This window comes from Dyadobacter sp. CY356 (assembly GCF_021440195.1).
Taxonomy (GTDB): Bacteria; Bacteroidota; Bacteroidia; order Cytophagales; family Spirosomataceae; genus Dyadobacter.
In genome coordinates this window covers 207,070-224,025 of sequence record NZ_JAJTSZ010000008.1, presented here as the reverse complement: position 1 = coordinate 224,025, position 16,956 = coordinate 207,070, and the positions used below count along the sequence as shown (strand labels likewise).

Sequence of the window (16,956 nt, the reverse complement as noted above, 5' to 3'; positions counted from 1 at the left end):
TTAACTTTAATTATTATTCTTATGAAAACGCATGAGATTGTAGGGTTTAAAAGAGCGAATCTCGGCAAGGTGGAAGCTCAGGAGTTACGTGCTCAGGGTTATGTTCCATCTGTGCTGTATGGTGGTACCGAACAAGTGCATTTCTATGCACCTGCTATGTTGTTCCGCACATTGCTTTTCACCCCGGATGTATTTAACGTGACCTTGAATATCGAGGGAACTCTATATAATGCCATTTTACAGGAAAAACAATTCCACCCTGTAAACGATATGTTGTTACACGCCGATTTCCTTCAGATCATTGATGGCAAGGAAATTAAAGTTGACGTACCCGTGAAATTGACAGGTGCATCTTCTGGTGTAATGAAAGGTGGTAAAATGAACCAAAAATTGCGTAAATTGCGTGTACAAGGTTTGGCAGACAGTATCCCTGATTATGTTGAAGTTGATGTAACTGAACTTGATCTTGGAAAATCTGTTAAAGTTGGTGCTATCAAACCAGAAGGATTTGTAATCCTGACGTCAGTTAGCAATCCGATTGCCTCAGTTGAAATCCCACGTGCACTTCGCGGTACTTTGGGTAAATAATAAGTATTTTATTTTTCATGGCTAATAGATGCAAACGTGCCGACCTTTGGTCGGCATATTTGTTATACAGGTTTTTTGTTTTTTATTACCTTACATCCGATTCTGAAACACCCTGACCATTTTTATGGATAAACTTTTCAATGTAGACTGGCAAGCCATGTTTGTCCCCAGCTTGTCGCTGCTGGAAATATTTTTGAGAGGAACCCTCACTTACTGGGTTATTTATCTCTGCATGCGTTTATTTCGCCGAGGCACAGGCCAGTTAAGTATCAGCGATCTGCTGCTGATTACGATGATTTCTGATGCCGCTCAAAATGCAATGGCTGGAACCTATAATTCTGTGGTGGAAGGTGCAGCACTGATCCTGACATTGCTCTTCTGGGATTTTGCAATCGACTGGATGGGTTATAACAAAGTTATTTTTGGAAAATTTGCGAAGCCGGACCCGGTACTTCTAATCCGCAACGGCAGACTTTTACATAAAAATATGGAAAAGGAATTGATCGATGAAGAGGAATTGACCGCTCTCTTGCGTGAAAAAGATGTTGATGACTTTACAAAAGTGAAGACCTGTTACCTTGAAGCAACAGGTAATATCAGTGTAATTATGAAGGAAAAATCCTAGGCTTCTACCAGCCATTCTTTGATCTGTCGAAGTAATACTTCATTGATCCTCACGTAACTTTCGTGTGTCCAGCCGCCTATATGAGGTGTCAATACCACGCGATTAGAATTAATCAGATAATCAAAAACTGCTTGCTGATCATCAGTAAGCGTTTTTAATTTTTCATTTTCCAGAACATCCAGACAAGCCCCGATTATTTTTCCCGATTTCAACCCTTCAACAACGCCCGTCAGGTTAGCAACTTTACCTCTCGACAAATTCATCAGATAGAAGGGTTTGGAAAAACTGTCAATGAAATCTTGATCGACCAGATATTTTGTTTCATCGGTAAGCGGAACATGTAAACTCAATATATCAGCTTCCTGTGTAATTTCTTCAAGTGAAGCTTCCGTCGCAAAAGCGTCACCATAATTATCGCGGTACTTGTCATAGGCTAAAACCTTACAGCCAAAACCACTCAAACGTTTTGCTGTGGCTCCGCCGTTATTTCCATAACCAATAAGACCAACGGTTTTATTCATCAGCTCTACTCCCCTGTTTCCTTCCCTATCCCAAATTCCGTTGTGAACTTCCTTATCCGCTTTTACAATATTGGCCAGCAAACCCAGGAGCATTCCCAGCATATGTTCAGCAACGGCATCCCGGTTTCCCTCCCCGGCATGAAAAACTTCAATGCCTTTTTCCTTGGCTACATCAAGATCAATCAAATCAAGACCTGCTCCTGCACGGGCTATAAACCGGAGTTTTTTTGCCTGCTCCATCACTTCAAGATCAACAAAAGTTTTACTGCGGATAAATAATCCTTCAAATGCTGGTAATTCACGGATAATATCCTCCCTTTTGTATTCGGGATGATAGGCATATTCCCAACCTTCGGCTTCCAACATGGTAAAAAGTGACGGATGCATGGAGTCTGCTATCAGGATTTTCATAGGAGCACGGGAATTTTTGTAACTTGCCAATTGATTAGTTTTACAAAAGTAATCAGAAATACGTACAAGGGACGATATAAATGCACATTCAATGGGAAGTTCTGAGTTTAAAATTCTTCATTATGAATACAAAATTATTAATATCAGTACCTTGCAAAGTAATTTCAACAAAACAGAAATAACAATCAATACAATATCAAATAAATGAGTGAACTACCAAGTGATAAACCAATAATAGGGATTACGTTAGGTGATTACAACGGGATTGGCCCGGAAGTGATCCTTAAAGCATTGGAAGGAAATCAGTTAGCAAAATTATGCACACCGGTTATATACGGTTCTTTACGCGTACTGAATCAATATCGCAATCTTTTTGAAATGAAAGACTGGACTTTGCATGGCATTCAAAAACCTGAGCAGGCAAATCCAAAACTAACCAATGTAATTACCTGCTGGCACGACCATCAGACAGAAATTCAACCAGGCAAAGTTACCCCGGAAGCCGGACAAGGCTCTTTATCCTCATTGAAACGGGCGGTTGAAGATCTTAAGGCCGGAAAATTACACGCCGTGGTGACAGGTCCAATCAACAAAGACAATATTCAAAGCGCGGAATTTAAATTTCCCGGACATACCGAATTTCTCGCGGAATCTTTCGAGGTTCAGGAAGCCTTAATGTTTATGGTTTCAGGTGATCTTCGTGTAGGTGTTCTGTCGGGTCACATACCTGTTAAAGACGTTGCTTCTTGGATCACCACAGAGAAACTGACTGCCAAAATTGAGCAGATGCTCTTTTCGTTGAAAAATGATTTTGGTATAAAAAAACCGAAACTGGCCGTTTTGGGATTAAATCCTCATGCAGGCGAAAATGGTTTATTGGGTAGTGAAGAGATTGATACCATTATTCCGGTGCTGAAAAGTTTTCGCGAAAAAGGGAATTTGGTTGTCGGCCCCTTCCCGGCAGATGGTTTTTTTGCCGCCGAAACATACAAACAATATGACGCCGTGCTGGCAATGTATCATGATCAGGGATTGATACCATTCAAAACTTTGGCATTTAACGAAGGCGTAAATTTCACAGCCGGATTATCAGCCGTAAGAACTTCTCCGGATCATGGAACTGCTTACAATATTGCAGGAAAAAATCAGGCGGAACCAGGCTCATTGTTACAGGCGATTTATCTGGCATGCGATGTGGCAAAATACAGAACATTCAGTCAGGATATTGACAAAAATGCGCTGATCACAAAACCACAGCAATCTGAAAGCCAGCATCCGGCAAAATCAGGAAAACAAAGACAAAACTGATGGAATAAAACGGCCAGGTTTCTCGGCTCCTTTCATCATTCAACATTCAATCTAATTAAAGACCCCTACATGTTAAGATCCATGACCGGCTACGGTGTAGCAAACATCGAATCCGAATCGATCAACGTAACTGTTGAAATTAAAACGCTTAATTCCAAATTCCTGGACATATACTGCCGCGTTCCAAGAAATTATTCTGAACGTGAAATTGAGATCCGTAATCTCGTTACGCAATCCCTGGAACGGGGAAAGGTTGAAGTAACCCTGACGGTCCAGCCGATCGGAAAGGCCATAGCGACTACTGCGGTGAACCGTCCGTTGGTGAAAGCTTATTTCAACGATTTAACAGAAACGGCGAACGACCTTGGTTTTTCTGGTGAATCGACTGATTTGCTTCGTATGGCACTTCAAATGCCCAATGCCTACAACACGGAATCTGTCAGTGAAACAAACCGCGACAATGACTGGTCGTTAATTAAAGAAGCGGTTCATGAAGCTTTAAAGAAATGTACCGTTTTTCGTGAGCAGGAAGGAAAAATGACCGCTGATAAATTTGCAGATTACATCGGCACCATTTCCTCTTTGTTAGAAGAAGTAAAAGAACAGGATAAATTACGGATTCCAGCCGTTCGCGAACGTCTGGAAAAACAAGTTCGTGATTTATTGTCTGATGAAAACTTTGATCCAAACCGCTTTGAACAAGAATTGATCTATTACATAGAAAAATTTGATATTTCAGAAGAAAAAATTCGACTGGCAAATCACTTATTATATTTCAACGAAACGCTGCAATCACCAGAAAGCAATGGCAAAAAGCTGAACTTTATTGCTCAGGAAATCGGACGTGAAATCAATACGATCGGTTCCAAGGCAAATGACTATGGAATTCAGCGTTTTGTGGTCCAAATGAAGGACGAACTGGAAAAAATTAAAGAACAAACCATGAATATCATATAAATGATACCTGGCGAAAATCGTTTGCCGTTATCCTTTTATGAAGCTTATGATACCAGAACGCTGGCCCAGAAATTACTTGGCTGCGAACTCATTCACAATAGTCCCGATGGTGTAACCAGCGGGATTATTGTCGAAACAGAAGCCTATTTACAGGACGACCCGGCTTGTCACGCTTATCAGAAAAGAACGCCACGGACCGAGCCAATGTACGCTGCTCCGGGAACCATTTATGTTTATCTTATTTATGGGATGTATCAGTGCGTCAATGTGGTAAGTAGTAAAATTGATTGCGGTGAGGCAGTTTTGATCCGCGCGCTCCAGCCAACACAGGGAATTGAACTGATGGAAATGAGACGGGAATTGTCCCGAAAAAAAGTAGCAGCTATTTCAACAAAACAAATTTCAATAAAAGAACTTTGTCGCGGACCTGGAAAACTTGTTCAGGCGATGGGCATAGACAGGTCCGTTCATAACGGAAAGTCTTTCGTTGACAGTTCATTATACATCGCGCAACCTGTTTCGAACACCTCGTTTGAAATAGAAATTTCCAAGAGAATCGGAATTACTCAGGGTGCAGATTTCCTATATCGCTACGCAATAAAAAACAACCCGTTTGTAAGTAAATAGGTAAACCATTAGCTACATAATTAAAATTTATACTACAATCTAATAAAAGAAACGCCTACAAAGTGACTTTTTATTAGATGATTTTCTATATTTGGACTTCGTTTATAATTCTCAGCGTTATCCATCTTCTCTTAAAAATAATATTTGGTTTATCACGCGCCTTGCCATACTTGCCTGATTATTTATGGCTAGAATTTACTCACTGATTTTAGTTTTACTGGTATACGCAAATCCTTTTGAAGGGATTTCTTCTATTGCCCAGACATCAGGGTCAAGTGAGCGTTCGGCACAATTAAAATATGCAGCAGACTTTCCGAAGGACACCGTATTGATATACAAATACCGGAAACTTGCCGTCCAGAATTTGCATGTCGATGCAGACAAAGCCGTACTATACGCTCAACAAATTCTGCGCCTCTCACAAAAACATCAATGGTCAAAAGGGAAAATCATGGCCTATGACCTTTTATGTACTTACTATATTATCGATGGCAGTTATGACATTTTAAGGGAAATAGCCAATGAAATACTGATTCTCTCTCAAAAAGAGAATCTTTCTCTCTACACGGCAAATGCTAAAAGGTTTTTAGGCGAAACTGGTGCAGAATATAAACAATTTGATGCAGCACTTGCCAATTTTCAAAGTGCCTTTAAAATCTATAAAACCCTGAAACTTGACAGTGCCCAAGCCGTTACCCTGGAAAACATCGGCAATTTTTACAGAGAAAAACTAGAATATCCCGAAGCACTACGTTACTATGATCAGGCATATACATCATTTGAAAAGGCAGGCTCAGAATGGGGAATGGCATCTGTTCTTCAAAATCGAGGCTATCTTTATGTTCGCAAAAATGAACTTGAAAAGGCTCAAAAATACGTAACACAGGCTCTGGTAATATTTCAGAAACTGAATAACCGGTTTGGTATACTCAATGCGCTGAATGATTTAGGCAATGTCTATTATTCACAAAAAAGGTATAACGAAGCGATCGAAACGGAACTTGAAGCCTTGAAACTTAGCAAGCTTTATCATTCCTCACGTCAGACGAACTGGGCGCTTATATGTCTATACAAGGCATATAAGGACATGGGCAATAGTAAACAATCACTCTACTACCTCGAACAGGTCGATTACATTCGCCGGACAAGACACATTGAGCGCGTTGCCAGGGAATATAACATGTACAAGCTGATTTATGAAAATCAGCAAATGGATTCAGAAATCCAGCGGAAAATAATTCAGGAACAAAATACGATACAAAGTGTTTTGATAGGTTTCCTGGTATTGATCGTCGCATTTTCTGCCTTCCTCTGGTTTAACAACAAAAAGTTGCGGCGAAAAAATGCTGCCATAAAAGAAGCGCTGATTCAGGGACAAACAATTGAAAGAAAACGCGTTGCCGCAGAGCTTCACGACCATCTGGGCGGTACACTCGCATCGTTAAACTGGTATTTATATGGCATGGATAAAAAACTTTTGTCCGAAGAGGAGCAAAAAATTTATCAGAGCGTCCATCAAATGGTTGGCGCCGCATACCGGGAAGTGAGAAGTTTGTCACATAATTTAATGCCGGTTGAGCTTGAAGAACATGGGCTTGTTATGGCTTTACAACGCCTGGTTGGGAAACTGAATGAAAATAATTCTATTCAATTTAAATTTGACGTTGAAGGTCTTGATAAACGACTGGACAAAAAGGTTGAATTTGAATTATATAGTATCCTGCTGGAACTGACCAACAATATCCTGAAACACTCCAAGGCCGACAAAGCCGAAATTTCATTAAAAGAATCCGTTCGTACGATTCATCTTTCGATAAGCGACAATGGAAACGGGATAAAAAATAATTCTTCGCACGGTGTTGGTCTGGGAAATGTGAAAAACCGAGTGCAAAGTCTTAATGGGAAGATCATGATTTCCAATGAAGCAATTCCCGGAACCAATATTGGCATTGAAATCCCCAAGTAAACTTATTCTCATATAGTAAACTGTATTAGCGTTCGCTTTGTTAGTTTATTTTGAGAAAATAAAATATGTCTAATGATTATTTCTGAAAAGGTTAAGGAGTTTATACAAGCAGTCTCGCAGGCCATCACCGATCAAACTTTCATAAGCCTTTCTCTGGGCAATTATAAAGGCCAGGAAGAAAATCTGAAAAATCTATATGTCAAAAGGATTTTGATCAAAAAAGAAGAAAAGCTGAGTTTTACCTATCGCTACAAAACACGCGATATTGTTAAAAACTTTTCGAAAGATGAAGCAATCATCCACATAGAAAAATTTCTTAATGAAGGATTTCGGATATCTACACTTTTTTCTACTGATTCAGATCTTCAATTTGAAATTCTACAAACGGGTAAAGTTACTTTAAAGAATAAACCTTCTTCCAAAAGCACTGCTTCCCTTGATCACGATAAAAATAAAAAACGGCTGATCCCGGCACAAAATAAATCCTACCTGACTGATTTGAAAATTACGGATCAGGAAGGTAATGTGTTCAAAAATGCGCAGGATAAATATAAACAGATCAATCATTATGTCGAGATTCTAAGCTCACTCATTAAGGAAATCCCTACCGAAGGTTCCATAAAAGTGGTCGATATGGGATCAGGAAAGGGTTACCTGACCTTTGCGCTATATGATTATCTGCAAAATGTGCTTAATCTTCAACCGGAGATTACCGGGGTAGAATTCCGGGCAGACATGGTTGCACTTTGTAATAATATTGCCGTAAATGCTTCTTTCGAAAATCTGAATTTTGTAGAAGGTACCATTGAAGAATATGCCGGCAATGAAATGGATATCCTGATCGCACTTCATGCCTGTGACACCGCGACAGACGATGCCATTTACAAAGGCATCAAGGCAGATGCAGAATTAATTGTAGTGGCACCATGCTGTCACAAACAAATCCGAAGGGAAATTGAGAAACACAAAGCCACCAATGACGTTGACTTTTTAACCAGATACGGGATCTTTCTTGAACGGCAGGCTGAGATGGTAACAGACGGGATAAGAGCAATGATTTTGGAATACTTTGGTTATAAAACAAAAGTTTTTGAGTTCATTTCAGACGCCCACACGCCAAAGAACGTTATGATTGTGGGGATCAAAAACCATAAATCAAATCCGGACAAAACCGAATTGCTAAAAAAAATAAAAGATGCCAAATCTTATTTTGGTATTGAATATCACCACCTGGAAAGAATGTTGGGAATATGATCCATGGCATGGGAATTATATTAATAATTTACAAAAACATATTTCTAGTCTGATTGTGATTCCAACGAATTTATAAATCAGCCTGATTTTCTTTTCGCAGTCACAAAAAAGGTCAAAAAAGACCGTTTCCTAAACATGCTGTGTATATTTGCAGCTTTTTGCAAAAAACCTAATTACAATATATGTGGAATAAATTAGCAACTTACATAATCCGCTACCGGCTTTGGTGGGTTGCATTGGTGTTAGTCTCCACCGTCTTCATGGCGTACGAGGCCAAAAAAATCGAACTTTCATATCAGTTTGCAAGAATCCTCCCTGCAAACGATCCTGTTGAAAAAGAATATCAGGATTTCCGGAAATTATTTGGCGAAGATGGCAGTGTAATGGTCATCGGCTGGCAGGATCCGGGCCTCTTCGAGGTTAACAAGTTCCGGGACTGGTGCAAACTTGCACAGCGCATTAAGGAAACAACTGGTATCAAAAACGTTTTGTCTCTCGCCAATCTTCAAAAAATCGTAAGAAATGATAGTCTGAGTCAGTTTGATTTTGCGCCTGTTATCCGTACAATTCCAACAACACAGACAGAAGTTGACAGCCTGAAAAAGGAAATTCTTAATCTTCCTTTTTATGAAGGCTTGGTGCTGAATTCCAAAACAAATGCCACACTTATTGTTATCACATTTAATGATAAAGCTCTAAATTCCGCACGCAGGCTTAGTATTGTAAGCGATATTGAAGCGATGGCTGAGGAATTTGCGATTAAATACAAAACAGATCTCCACTATTCTGGCATGCCGTATATCCGGACTGTCAACATGAAGAAAATTTCCGGTGAAATGGAATTGTTCATGGGGCTCGCCGTTTTGGTAACGCTGTTTATCCTTTGGGCATTCTTCAGGTCATTCCGTCTGACATTACTATCAATTGTTGTCGTATTGATCGGCGTAATATTTTCGGTAGGATTATTGCAGTTATTCGGATACAAAATTACCGCGCTAACCGGACTTATTCCTCCCCTGCTCATTGTAATTGGTGTTCCAAACTGCGTATTTTTCATCAATAAATACCAGACAGAACTTAAAGCAGGACGTGAGAAAGATGATGCTTTATTGGAAATGGTTCGACAGATAGGCCTGTCTACTTTCCTTGCCAATATTACAACTGCCATTGGTTTTGGGGTATTTTATTTTACCAATAGTACATTATTAGTTGAATTTGGTATCGTGGCTGCGATTAGTGTTATGGTAACTTACGTGCTTTGCCTGTTGCTTTTGCCGATCACCCTGCATTATATGGACGTACCAAAAGCGCGTCATTTAAAACATTTGGACGGAAAATGGGCTCATGGATTTTTAACAAAAATAAATTATCTGGTACATAACCGACGCAAGGAAATTTACATCGCGATGTTCCTGATGATCATTGTTTCAGGTTACGGTATGACCAAAATCAAGGCAATTGGATTTGTTGTGGATGATTTACCAAAAAATGATCCGGTTTATACTGACCTGCGCTTTCTTGAAAAAAACTTCAATGGTGTTTTACCATTTGAGGTAATGATCAATACCAAAGAAAAAAATGGTGTATTTGGGGACCAGGCTGCGGTACTTTACAAAATAAAATCACTCCAGAATGAGCTCGGAAAATACAAGGAGTTTTCAAAACCAGTTTCGGTTGTAGAAGCTTCGCGTTTCTTGTATCAGGCATACAGAGCTGGTGATGCAAAATATTATGCTTTGCCCGGTGCTTTGGAATTGGCAAAACTTACTAATTATGTGCAGGGAAAACAAGGTGCTTCCAAGCAAATCAATTCCTTTTTGAATGAAGATAAAAGCGTAACGCGGGTAAGTTTCCAGATGGCGGATGTGGGTTCAGAACGTATCAAAGTTTTGATGAATGAAATCCGTCCGAAAGTGGATTCTATTTTCAGTCCGGCTAAATACAAAGTTAGCCTTACGGGTCATAGCCTGGTATTTTTGAAAAGCAATGACTATTTGCTTGGAAACTTGTATGAAAGTTTACTGATCGCCATTCTTTTGATCGCAGTTGTAGGTATGGTACTTTTCCGTTCCATTCCTATAATCCTTTTGTCAAAACTGCCATGTTTAATTCCACTGGCTTTAACTGCCGGCATCATGGGTTATTTTGGCATTTATTTCAAACCAACAACTATTCTGATTTTCAGTATAACTTTTGGTATTGCTTCGGATGGAACAGTTTATTTCCTGACCCGGTATCGTCAGGAAATTTATGATAAAGGATTAAATGCTTCGCAAGCCGTTACCAATTCTATTTTTGGTACAGGCCTTAGTATGATTTACACAGCAGTGATCCTTTTCTGCGGTTTCTCCATTTTCTCTGCTTCCAGTTTTGGCGGAACGGCGGCGATGGGTGTCATGGTTTCAATAACGCTGTTGGTTGCTATGTGTACCAACCTGATTTTGTTACCTGCCTTGCTCCTTTCCATTTCCAAATGGCAGGGGAAAGGTGAAAAACCATCCTGATTAAAATAAAAATTACCAAGTAAACACTCCTATAAAACAAGAAATGAAACGAACACTGCTTTCTGTGGCGATGTTGGCTTTATGCGCATCGACCACAACTTTTGCCCAATCGGACTATCAGTCGGATTCTATTTTTATCCGAAAAATCTTTGATACGGCTTTATCTGACGGACATTCTTACGAATATTTGAGAGACCTTACACAGAAAGTCGGAGCCAGATTAAGTGGATCAGCCGGAGCTGCAAAGGCGGTTGAATATACCAGGGATATAATGGTGAGGGAAAAATTTGACAATGTATTTTTACAAAATGTCATGGTTCCCCATTGGGTGCGCGGTGCAAAAGAAAAAGCTTACATTCTTTCAGGAAAACAAAAAATAGTAGTACCGGTGGCTGCGCTGGGCGGTTCGGTGGCAACACCAAAAGGCGGTACAAAAGCCAAAGTTATAGAAGTAAAAAGCTTTCAGGAATTAAGAGCACTTGGAGCGGAAAAAGTGAAAGGAAAAATAGTTTTCTTCAACCGCCCGATGGACCCGACAAAATTGAACACTTTTGAAGCCTATGGTGGTGCTGTTGAACAACGCGGATATGGGCCAAGTGAAGCTGCAAAACTTGGTGCCGTTGGTGCCATTGTACGGTCTATGACAACCAGACTGGACGATTTCCCACATACCGGCAGCCTGCGTTATGCGAGTGGAGCAGGCATGATTCCGGCCGCCGCAATTTCTACAAACGGCGCAGAATTATTAAGCAAGCTTATAAAAGAAAACGCTGACACCGAGATTTATTTTGAACAATATAGCGAAACACTTCCTGACGCACCTTCACATAATGTGATTGGCGAATTAAAAGGATCTGAAAATCCGGCAAAATATATTGTTGTAGGCGGACATCTTGATTCATGGGATTTTGCACAAGGCGCACATGATGATGGTTCGGGTTGCGTTCAGTCTATTGAAGCGGTTCGTTTGCTTAAAGTTTTGGGATATAAACCGAAAAATACTTTGAGAGCCGTAATGTTCATGAACGAAGAAAACGGTTTGAAAGGCGGCATCGCTTACGCGGATTCAGCAAAAAATAAAAATGAAAAACATATCGCAGCTATTGAATCTGATCGTGGCGGGTTTATTCCATTGGGGTTTGGCGTTGTTGGAACACCGGCTCAAAAAGCTAAAATTGTTTCCTGGACAAAATTATTCATCCCCTATGGCTTATATGAATTAGGACCTGGAGGCGGCGGTGCAGACATCGGTCCATTAGGTCCACAGGGAACAGTTCTGATGGAATTAATTCCTGATTCACAAAGGTATTTCGACTATCACCATGCATCCAACGATACTTTCGATAAAGTGAGCAAGCGTGAACTCGAACTTGGCGGAGCTTCCATGGCAGCCATGTTATATCTGATTGATAAATATGGCGTGGAGTAATGCACATTGAAAAATATAAAAGACGAGGCCAGAAGAATTGAATTCCTCTGGCCTCGTCTTTTATATTTCAGGATGATTAATTTTGCTTTTCCTTAATTTTATCAAAAGAAACATCCATCCAGTCTTCCGGAATTTCATCCAGATCTTCTTTCAATTTGGCAGCCCACAATTCAGATACCTTTTCCATATCCTTCTTTTCGTAGCGATGCTGCACGATGGCGAAACTGTCCTTTTTATAGAGTACAACGTCTATCGGGAATTCAACATCATTATTGCTTACCCGTGTGGAATCAAATGATAGAAACCCGGCTTTTAAAGCTTGTTTCATCGTGGATTCGTCATCAAGGACTCTGTTCAAAATTGCCTTTCCCTGACCAGAATTCCCGATAATCACATAGGGTGAACCTTCATCCAGTTCCACCCAATTTCCTTCGGAATATAGTAGAAACAGTTTATGCTCAGTGTCATCTTTAAGCTGCCCTCCAACAATGGTGTTCAGATTAAACTTTAATCCTGCACGCTCCAAAGCTTCCTTATCCTCAACAGCCACTCGTTTTACCTGCTCTCCAAAAGCATTGACAGCCTTATACAATTTGTTATATACTACGCCTTCTTCGATCAATTCTTCAAAATAATGCACTGCCTTATCCCGTACAGAACGAAGACCGCTTGTCATAATAAAAAGAGAATAATTATCTTTTTGAGCAATGTACATTTTCTTTTTTGTGGTCGTATTGGTACCGGCAGTGATACGCGTATCCGCTATGGCCACCAATCCTTCTTTCACTTTAATCCCCAAGCAATATGTCATAATTCCGTCTTTACTTTAAATTATGGAAGAATTCTTGTGTGAAATAAATCCCTCCTGTCGTGCAATTAAATCAATTCTGCACAAAAATACCAAATACCCCAGGTTACTTTCAGCATTATCTGATAATTAATATAATCTCACAACCGCTGCTTTCTGCCAGCCTTTTGTACATTTATAGGATGAGGTTGAAAAAACTGACTTATTACTTTTCCCCTACTCATCAAATTTTATGACACCTAACGAGGAATTGATTACCAAATTTTACGCAAGCTTTAAAAATAAAGACTACCGTGGAATGCAGGAATGTTATGCTGAAAATGCTGTTTTTAATGACGAAGTCTTTAAAAATCTTAACAGCGATGAAGTGAAAGCGATGTGGGAAATGCTTTGCAAATCAAAAGAACTCAGCCTTACTTTTGGAAATATTACTGAAAATGACACCAGCGTCTCAGCCGAATGGACGGCTTCATATCTCTTTTCCAAAACCGGAAAACGTGTTGTCAATAATATACAAGCCAGATTTGTTATCGAAAATAATAAAATTGTAAAACACACTGACACATTTGACTTCTATATGTGGGCTAAACAAGCTTTAGGTTTTACTGGTTTGTTACTGGGCCGGACTTCCTATTTCAGAAATAAAGTCCAGTCTACGGCCAGACAAAATCTGGATAACTTTATGAAAAAGAAATAAATTCGCAGACAATATATTTTACTTACTATTCCGAACTTTACTTTTAAGATTATGAAAAAAGCGATTTTACTTTCATCGATGCTATTTCTTGGCGCAATTGCTGCCAACGCCCAAACATTCAGAGGCCTTGATACCAGTCCGATGGATAAGGCTTTTTATCCTGACAACTTCTCACACGACCGCAAGGGTGATGACAAGGCACTTGTTCGTGTTACATACAGCCGGCCGGCTAAAAAGAATCGTGAGGTTATCGGAAAACTTGTTCCGTTTGGCAAAGTATGGAGAGTAGGTGCGGATGAATCAACTGAAATCAAATTTTACCAGGATGCAACAATTCAGGGGCAAAAAATAAAAGCAGGTACTTATTCATTATTTGCTATTCCGGGCGAAACTGAATGGACAATTATCCTGAATAAAGATCTGGATTATTGGGGTGCTTACAGTTATAAAGAGGCCGATGATGTATTGAGAGTGAAAGTGCCGGCAAAAAAGATAGCAGACACTATTGAAAATTTCTCTATCCAGTTTGCCAAGGCCGACAATGGCGCGGTGATGCGCTTTGGCTGGGAAAATACTGTTGTTGAGACGCCTATCTCATTTTGATTTACATAATAAAAGGCTGTATCGTAAAATTTTGATACAGCCTTTTACATCTATTTTACAACCAACTATTCCAAAGTTGATTTCATTTCCCAGATATTTAGATTTTTGAAAGTCGTAGCTACTTCGGTTGAAAACAATTCATAACTGACTTTTTCTGAAAGTGGAAAAACAAGATCTGTCAGCACCTGATTTCCACCATTTGCAAAAACTTCAATATTATTTTTGTCAACCAGAATTCTGATATAAATATCATCATTGGTTGCAGGCAACGGCACCGACTCGATACTCGCAAACTTGGGACTAAAACTTACATTGCCGCTTTTGGTACGATCAATTTTAAGTGTATTGTCAATCTTGTTGTAATAAACCAGCGTTTGGTTTTCACCGTGTTTTAATAATTTTATTCCTGCCTGCTCCGCAGAACTTCTTTTTATCACAAATTCTATATCCAGCGTGCTTCCTGAAATAGAATTCAAAAGCTTGCTTCCCGTCACAGCCACCGAACTTTGCGTTGCCAGAAGCTGCCCACGGTTGGCGGTCACTTCTCTGGTTGGAAATGATTTTAAACGGTACTCACTGTTTTCATTTTTATAGATTGAAAATTCTCTCGGAACAGACATCTGACCTCTGAAACCCCTGGTTGGTGTAGTCGCAGCATATTCCCAACTATTTTGCCACCCAATCATGATTTTCCTTTTATCAGTGTCTGGCAAATTATTGAAAATAATACCGGCGTAAAAATCCTTTCCATAATCAAGGTAGAGTGGATATTGCAGTGCGTCCGGCGTGAAAGTTTTGCCGTCAAAATTTCCAATGAAATACTGCATCCCAAGATTTCCATTCTGCTGCGGATGCCCTCCTGACACGGTAATGACCCATTTTGTAGTACCAGGTTCATTCTCGACGGGTAGTTCAAAAATATCCGGACATTCCCATATCTTACTTTTATCTCCAAGTTTATCACCAAACTCACTTAATAAGCTCCATGATTTCAGGTCGGTGGAAGCATAAAACTGAACCTCATAATCCAGTGGTTTTGCAACAATCATAATCCATTGTTTGGATTCTTCCTGCCAAAAAACCTTGGGATCACGGAAATCTTTTGTGTGCAGATCGATTAACGGATTTTTGTCATAACGGGTGAACTCCTTTCCATCCAGGCTATACGCCAGGCTTTGGCTCTGCGAAATCCCTACACCGCTGCTATCAATATGTGCTGTGTAAATGGCTACCAATGGTGTCTCGCCATCTTTTTGACCAAAACCGGAGGTATTGTTTTTATCAACTACCGCAGTACCACTAAAAAACATAGTAGTTGTGCCATTTCCATTTGGATAATCCTGTAAAGCAACAGGCTGATGCTCCCATTTCATCATATCCCGGCTCGTGGCATGCCCCCACGACATATGCCCCCAGGTATCTCCTTCGGGATTATATTGGTAGAAAATATGATACTGATCGTTATAAAAAACCAGCCCGTTCGGGTCATTGGTCCAGTTTTGTGGCGGCGCAAAATGGAAGGCTGGTCTGTATGACATTTCATTCGTAGAATCCGCAGACTGAGCTTTTACCAATGAAACATTATTTAACTGGCCAATCATTAAAGCAATTGTAATAGTCCGAATGGTTTTGAGCATTCTCATAGGTTTAAATGTATTAAGCAGGGTCGATTTATCTGTTAGTTTAAGCAATTTTTCTATATTTCTAACATACATAAATAACAATGCCTGAAACTTGAAAAATAGCCCAATTGAAATAATAATCTAAATTCAGACCGTTTCGATCCAAACAAGGCTAAAAACGGTATATATGAAACAGTGCGGAGGATAAGAAGCACTGGTAAATTGATTTCAACCACACAGATTCTGAAAATGTACAAATTAATTCTATCATTTTTTCTTTTTTGTATTGCCTGTATCAACGAACCGGAAGTGGCAGTTGTTCATTCGGGAAATGGACAGGAGTCCACCGGCGGACTAAGATATCTGGCTCTTGGAGATTCATATACAATTGGTGAGAGCGTTCCGGAAACGGACCGTTGGCCGGTGCTTTTTGCCAAAAGTATGGCTGAAAATGGGAAGACAATTTCTGCAACAGATATTTTGGCTAAAACCGGCTGGACTACGGAAAACCTGTTAAGTGCCTGCAACGGTTTCAAACCTACGGAAAATTATGATTTAGTATCTCTTTTGATCGGTGTGAATAATCAATATCAAGGCAGAAGCATCGACCAGTTTCGGATCGATTTTCATTTGCTGCTTTTGAAAAGTGTGGAATATGCCGGTAATCGGCGGAACCGGGTTTTTGTCTTATCCATACCCGACTGGGGTTGCACGGAGTTTGGCTCGGGCAGCAGAGAGGAAGTTGCAAAAAGCATTGATAAATTTAATTTGGTCGTAAAGGAGGAATGTGCAAAAGAAAAAATTCTATTTATTGATATCACCCCAACTTCCCGAAAAGCCCTGAACGATCCAACGATGGTCGCGTCAGATAATCTGCATTATTCGAAAAAAATGCATCAGCTTTGGGTTGATGAAGCACTTCCTCCGGTGAAGCCTTTATTGTCTCTTTGACAATTTACTCTACCATACCTGAAACCTGTTCATTTTAAGATATCATAAAGTATTGAAAAAAATACCTGTGAAAATGCAGGAAGCA

Annotated in this window: 15 protein-coding genes; 12 read left to right on the top strand and 3 right to left on the bottom strand. The window is 39.9% G+C overall.

Annotated elements, in window-relative coordinates; all coding sequences use genetic code 11:
* Positions 1-21: 21 nt before the first annotated feature.
* Both LXL81_RS23255 and LXL81_RS23250 read left to right on the top strand, forming a co-directional pair.
* Complete coding sequence (locus tag LXL81_RS23255; protein WP_234649370.1) at positions 22-588, top strand: 50S ribosomal protein L25/general stress protein Ctc; 567 nt, start codon at positions 22-24, stop codon at positions 586-588.
* Positions 589-712: 124 nt separating this feature from the next.
* Positions 713-1,213 carry a DUF421 domain-containing protein gene (locus tag LXL81_RS23250; RefSeq protein ID WP_234649368.1) on the top strand — a complete coding sequence of 167 codons (501 nt, stop codon included), beginning with the start codon at positions 713-715 and terminating at the stop codon, positions 1,211-1,213.
* On the opposite strand, the gene LXL81_RS23245 is transcribed toward LXL81_RS23250, so the two are convergent.
* Positions 1,210-2,145, bottom strand: a complete 936-nt coding sequence (locus tag LXL81_RS23245) for an NAD(P)-dependent oxidoreductase (protein ID WP_234649366.1) — start codon at positions 2,143-2,145, stop codon at positions 1,210-1,212. The two genes, LXL81_RS23250 and LXL81_RS23245, sit on opposite strands and share 4 nt — an antisense overlap.
* A 204-nt stretch (positions 2,146-2,349) precedes the next feature.
* Between LXL81_RS23245 and pdxA the strand changes: the two genes are divergently transcribed.
* The 7 genes from pdxA (at position 2,350) to LXL81_RS23210 (ending at position 12,190) form a co-directional block, all read left to right on the top strand.
* Positions 2,350-3,453, top strand: coding sequence for a 4-hydroxythreonine-4-phosphate dehydrogenase PdxA (gene pdxA / locus LXL81_RS23240; protein ID WP_234649363.1), 1,104 nt, complete (start codon positions 2,350-2,352; stop codon positions 3,451-3,453).
* 69 nt (positions 3,454-3,522) lie between these two features.
* Entirely contained in the window at positions 3,523-4,410 is an 888-nt protein-coding gene (locus LXL81_RS23235) for a YicC/YloC family endoribonuclease (protein WP_234649361.1), read from the top strand.
* Complete coding sequence (locus LXL81_RS23230) at positions 4,411-5,037, top strand: DNA-3-methyladenine glycosylase (protein ID WP_234649359.1); 627 nt, start codon at positions 4,411-4,413, stop codon at positions 5,035-5,037.
* A 184-nt stretch (positions 5,038-5,221) separates the two neighbouring features.
* Complete coding sequence (locus LXL81_RS23225; protein ID WP_234649357.1) at positions 5,222-7,003, top strand: tetratricopeptide repeat protein; 1,782 nt, start codon at positions 5,222-5,224, stop codon at positions 7,001-7,003.
* A gap of 72 nt (positions 7,004-7,075) precedes the next feature.
* A complete protein-coding gene (locus LXL81_RS23220) occupies positions 7,076-8,257 on the top strand; it encodes an SAM-dependent methyltransferase (protein WP_234649355.1) in 1,182 nt (393 codons plus the stop codon).
* Between the two features lie 182 nt (positions 8,258-8,439).
* Positions 8,440-10,761: an RND family transporter gene (locus LXL81_RS23215; protein WP_234649353.1), complete on the top strand. Its 2,322-nt coding sequence runs from the start codon at positions 8,440-8,442 to the stop codon at positions 10,759-10,761.
* 43 nt (positions 10,762-10,804) lie between these two features.
* Positions 10,805-12,190, top strand: coding sequence for a M28 family peptidase (locus tag LXL81_RS23210; RefSeq protein WP_234649351.1), 1,386 nt, complete (start codon positions 10,805-10,807; stop codon positions 12,188-12,190).
* A 76-nt stretch (positions 12,191-12,266) separates the two neighbouring features.
* Here the strand turns inward: LXL81_RS23210 and LXL81_RS23205 are convergent, their stop codons facing one another.
* Positions 12,267-13,001 (bottom strand): peptidase, encoded by a 735-nt coding sequence (locus LXL81_RS23205; RefSeq protein WP_234649349.1) that lies wholly within the window; start codon positions 12,999-13,001, stop codon positions 12,267-12,269.
* A gap of 229 nt (positions 13,002-13,230) precedes the next feature.
* Here LXL81_RS23205 and LXL81_RS23200 point away from each other — a divergent pair, with 229 nt between their 5' ends.
* Both LXL81_RS23200 and LXL81_RS23195 read left to right on the top strand, forming a co-directional pair.
* The gene (locus LXL81_RS23200; RefSeq protein ID WP_234649348.1) at positions 13,231-13,695 is read left to right on the top strand and encodes a nuclear transport factor 2 family protein; all 465 of its coding nucleotides are present in this window, start codon (positions 13,231-13,233) and stop codon (positions 13,693-13,695) included.
* A 51-nt stretch (positions 13,696-13,746) separates the two neighbouring features.
* Positions 13,747-14,298 (top strand): DUF2911 domain-containing protein, encoded by a 552-nt coding sequence (locus LXL81_RS23195; RefSeq protein ID WP_234649346.1) that lies wholly within the window; start codon positions 13,747-13,749, stop codon positions 14,296-14,298.
* Between the two features lie 65 nt (positions 14,299-14,363).
* On the opposite strand, the gene LXL81_RS23190 is transcribed toward LXL81_RS23195, so the two are convergent.
* Positions 14,364-15,935, bottom strand: coding sequence for a glycoside hydrolase family 32 protein (locus LXL81_RS23190; protein WP_234649344.1), 1,572 nt, complete (start codon positions 15,933-15,935; stop codon positions 14,364-14,366).
* Positions 15,936-16,169: 234 nt separating this feature from the next.
* Between LXL81_RS23190 and LXL81_RS23185 the strand changes: the two genes are divergently transcribed.
* A complete protein-coding gene (locus tag LXL81_RS23185; RefSeq protein WP_234649342.1) occupies positions 16,170-16,871 on the top strand; it encodes an SGNH/GDSL hydrolase family protein in 702 nt (233 codons plus the stop codon).
* Positions 16,872-16,956: the final 85 nt, after the last annotated feature.

Excerpts from the sequence above, each read along its gene's own strand:
- LXL81_RS23205 (WP_234649349.1), bottom strand. The coding sequence starts at position 13,001 with ATGACATATTGCTTGGGGATTAAAGTGAAAGAAGGATTGGTGGCCATA.
- LXL81_RS23195 (WP_234649346.1), top strand. The coding sequence starts at position 13,747 with ATGAAAAAAGCGATTTTACTTTCATCGATGCTATTTCTTGGCGCAATT.
- LXL81_RS23235 (WP_234649361.1), top strand. The coding sequence starts at position 3,523 with ATGTTAAGATCCATGACCGGCTACGGTGTAGCAAACATCGAATCCGAA.
- LXL81_RS23215 (WP_234649353.1), top strand. The coding sequence starts at position 8,440 with ATGTGGAATAAATTAGCAACTTACATAATCCGCTACCGGCTTTGGTGG.
- LXL81_RS23200 (WP_234649348.1), top strand. The coding sequence starts at position 13,231 with ATGACACCTAACGAGGAATTGATTACCAAATTTTACGCAAGCTTTAAA.
- LXL81_RS23190 (WP_234649344.1), bottom strand. The coding sequence starts at position 15,935 with ATGCTCAAAACCATTCGGACTATTACAATTGCTTTAATGATTGGCCAG.
- LXL81_RS23255 (WP_234649370.1), top strand. The coding sequence starts at position 22 with ATGAAAACGCATGAGATTGTAGGGTTTAAAAGAGCGAATCTCGGCAAG.
- LXL81_RS23225 (WP_234649357.1), top strand. The coding sequence starts at position 5,222 with ATGGCTAGAATTTACTCACTGATTTTAGTTTTACTGGTATACGCAAAT.
- LXL81_RS23185 (WP_234649342.1), top strand. The coding sequence starts at position 16,170 with ATGTACAAATTAATTCTATCATTTTTTCTTTTTTGTATTGCCTGTATC.
- LXL81_RS23220 (WP_234649355.1), top strand. The coding sequence starts at position 7,076 with ATGATTATTTCTGAAAAGGTTAAGGAGTTTATACAAGCAGTCTCGCAG.
- LXL81_RS23210 (WP_234649351.1), top strand. The coding sequence starts at position 10,805 with ATGAAACGAACACTGCTTTCTGTGGCGATGTTGGCTTTATGCGCATCG.
- LXL81_RS23250 (WP_234649368.1), top strand. The coding sequence starts at position 713 with ATGGATAAACTTTTCAATGTAGACTGGCAAGCCATGTTTGTCCCCAGC.
- LXL81_RS23230 (WP_234649359.1), top strand. The coding sequence starts at position 4,411 with ATGATACCTGGCGAAAATCGTTTGCCGTTATCCTTTTATGAAGCTTAT.
- LXL81_RS23245 (WP_234649366.1), bottom strand. The coding sequence starts at position 2,145 with ATGAAAATCCTGATAGCAGACTCCATGCATCCGTCACTTTTTACCATG.
- pdxA (WP_234649363.1), top strand. The coding sequence starts at position 2,350 with ATGAGTGAACTACCAAGTGATAAACCAATAATAGGGATTACGTTAGGT.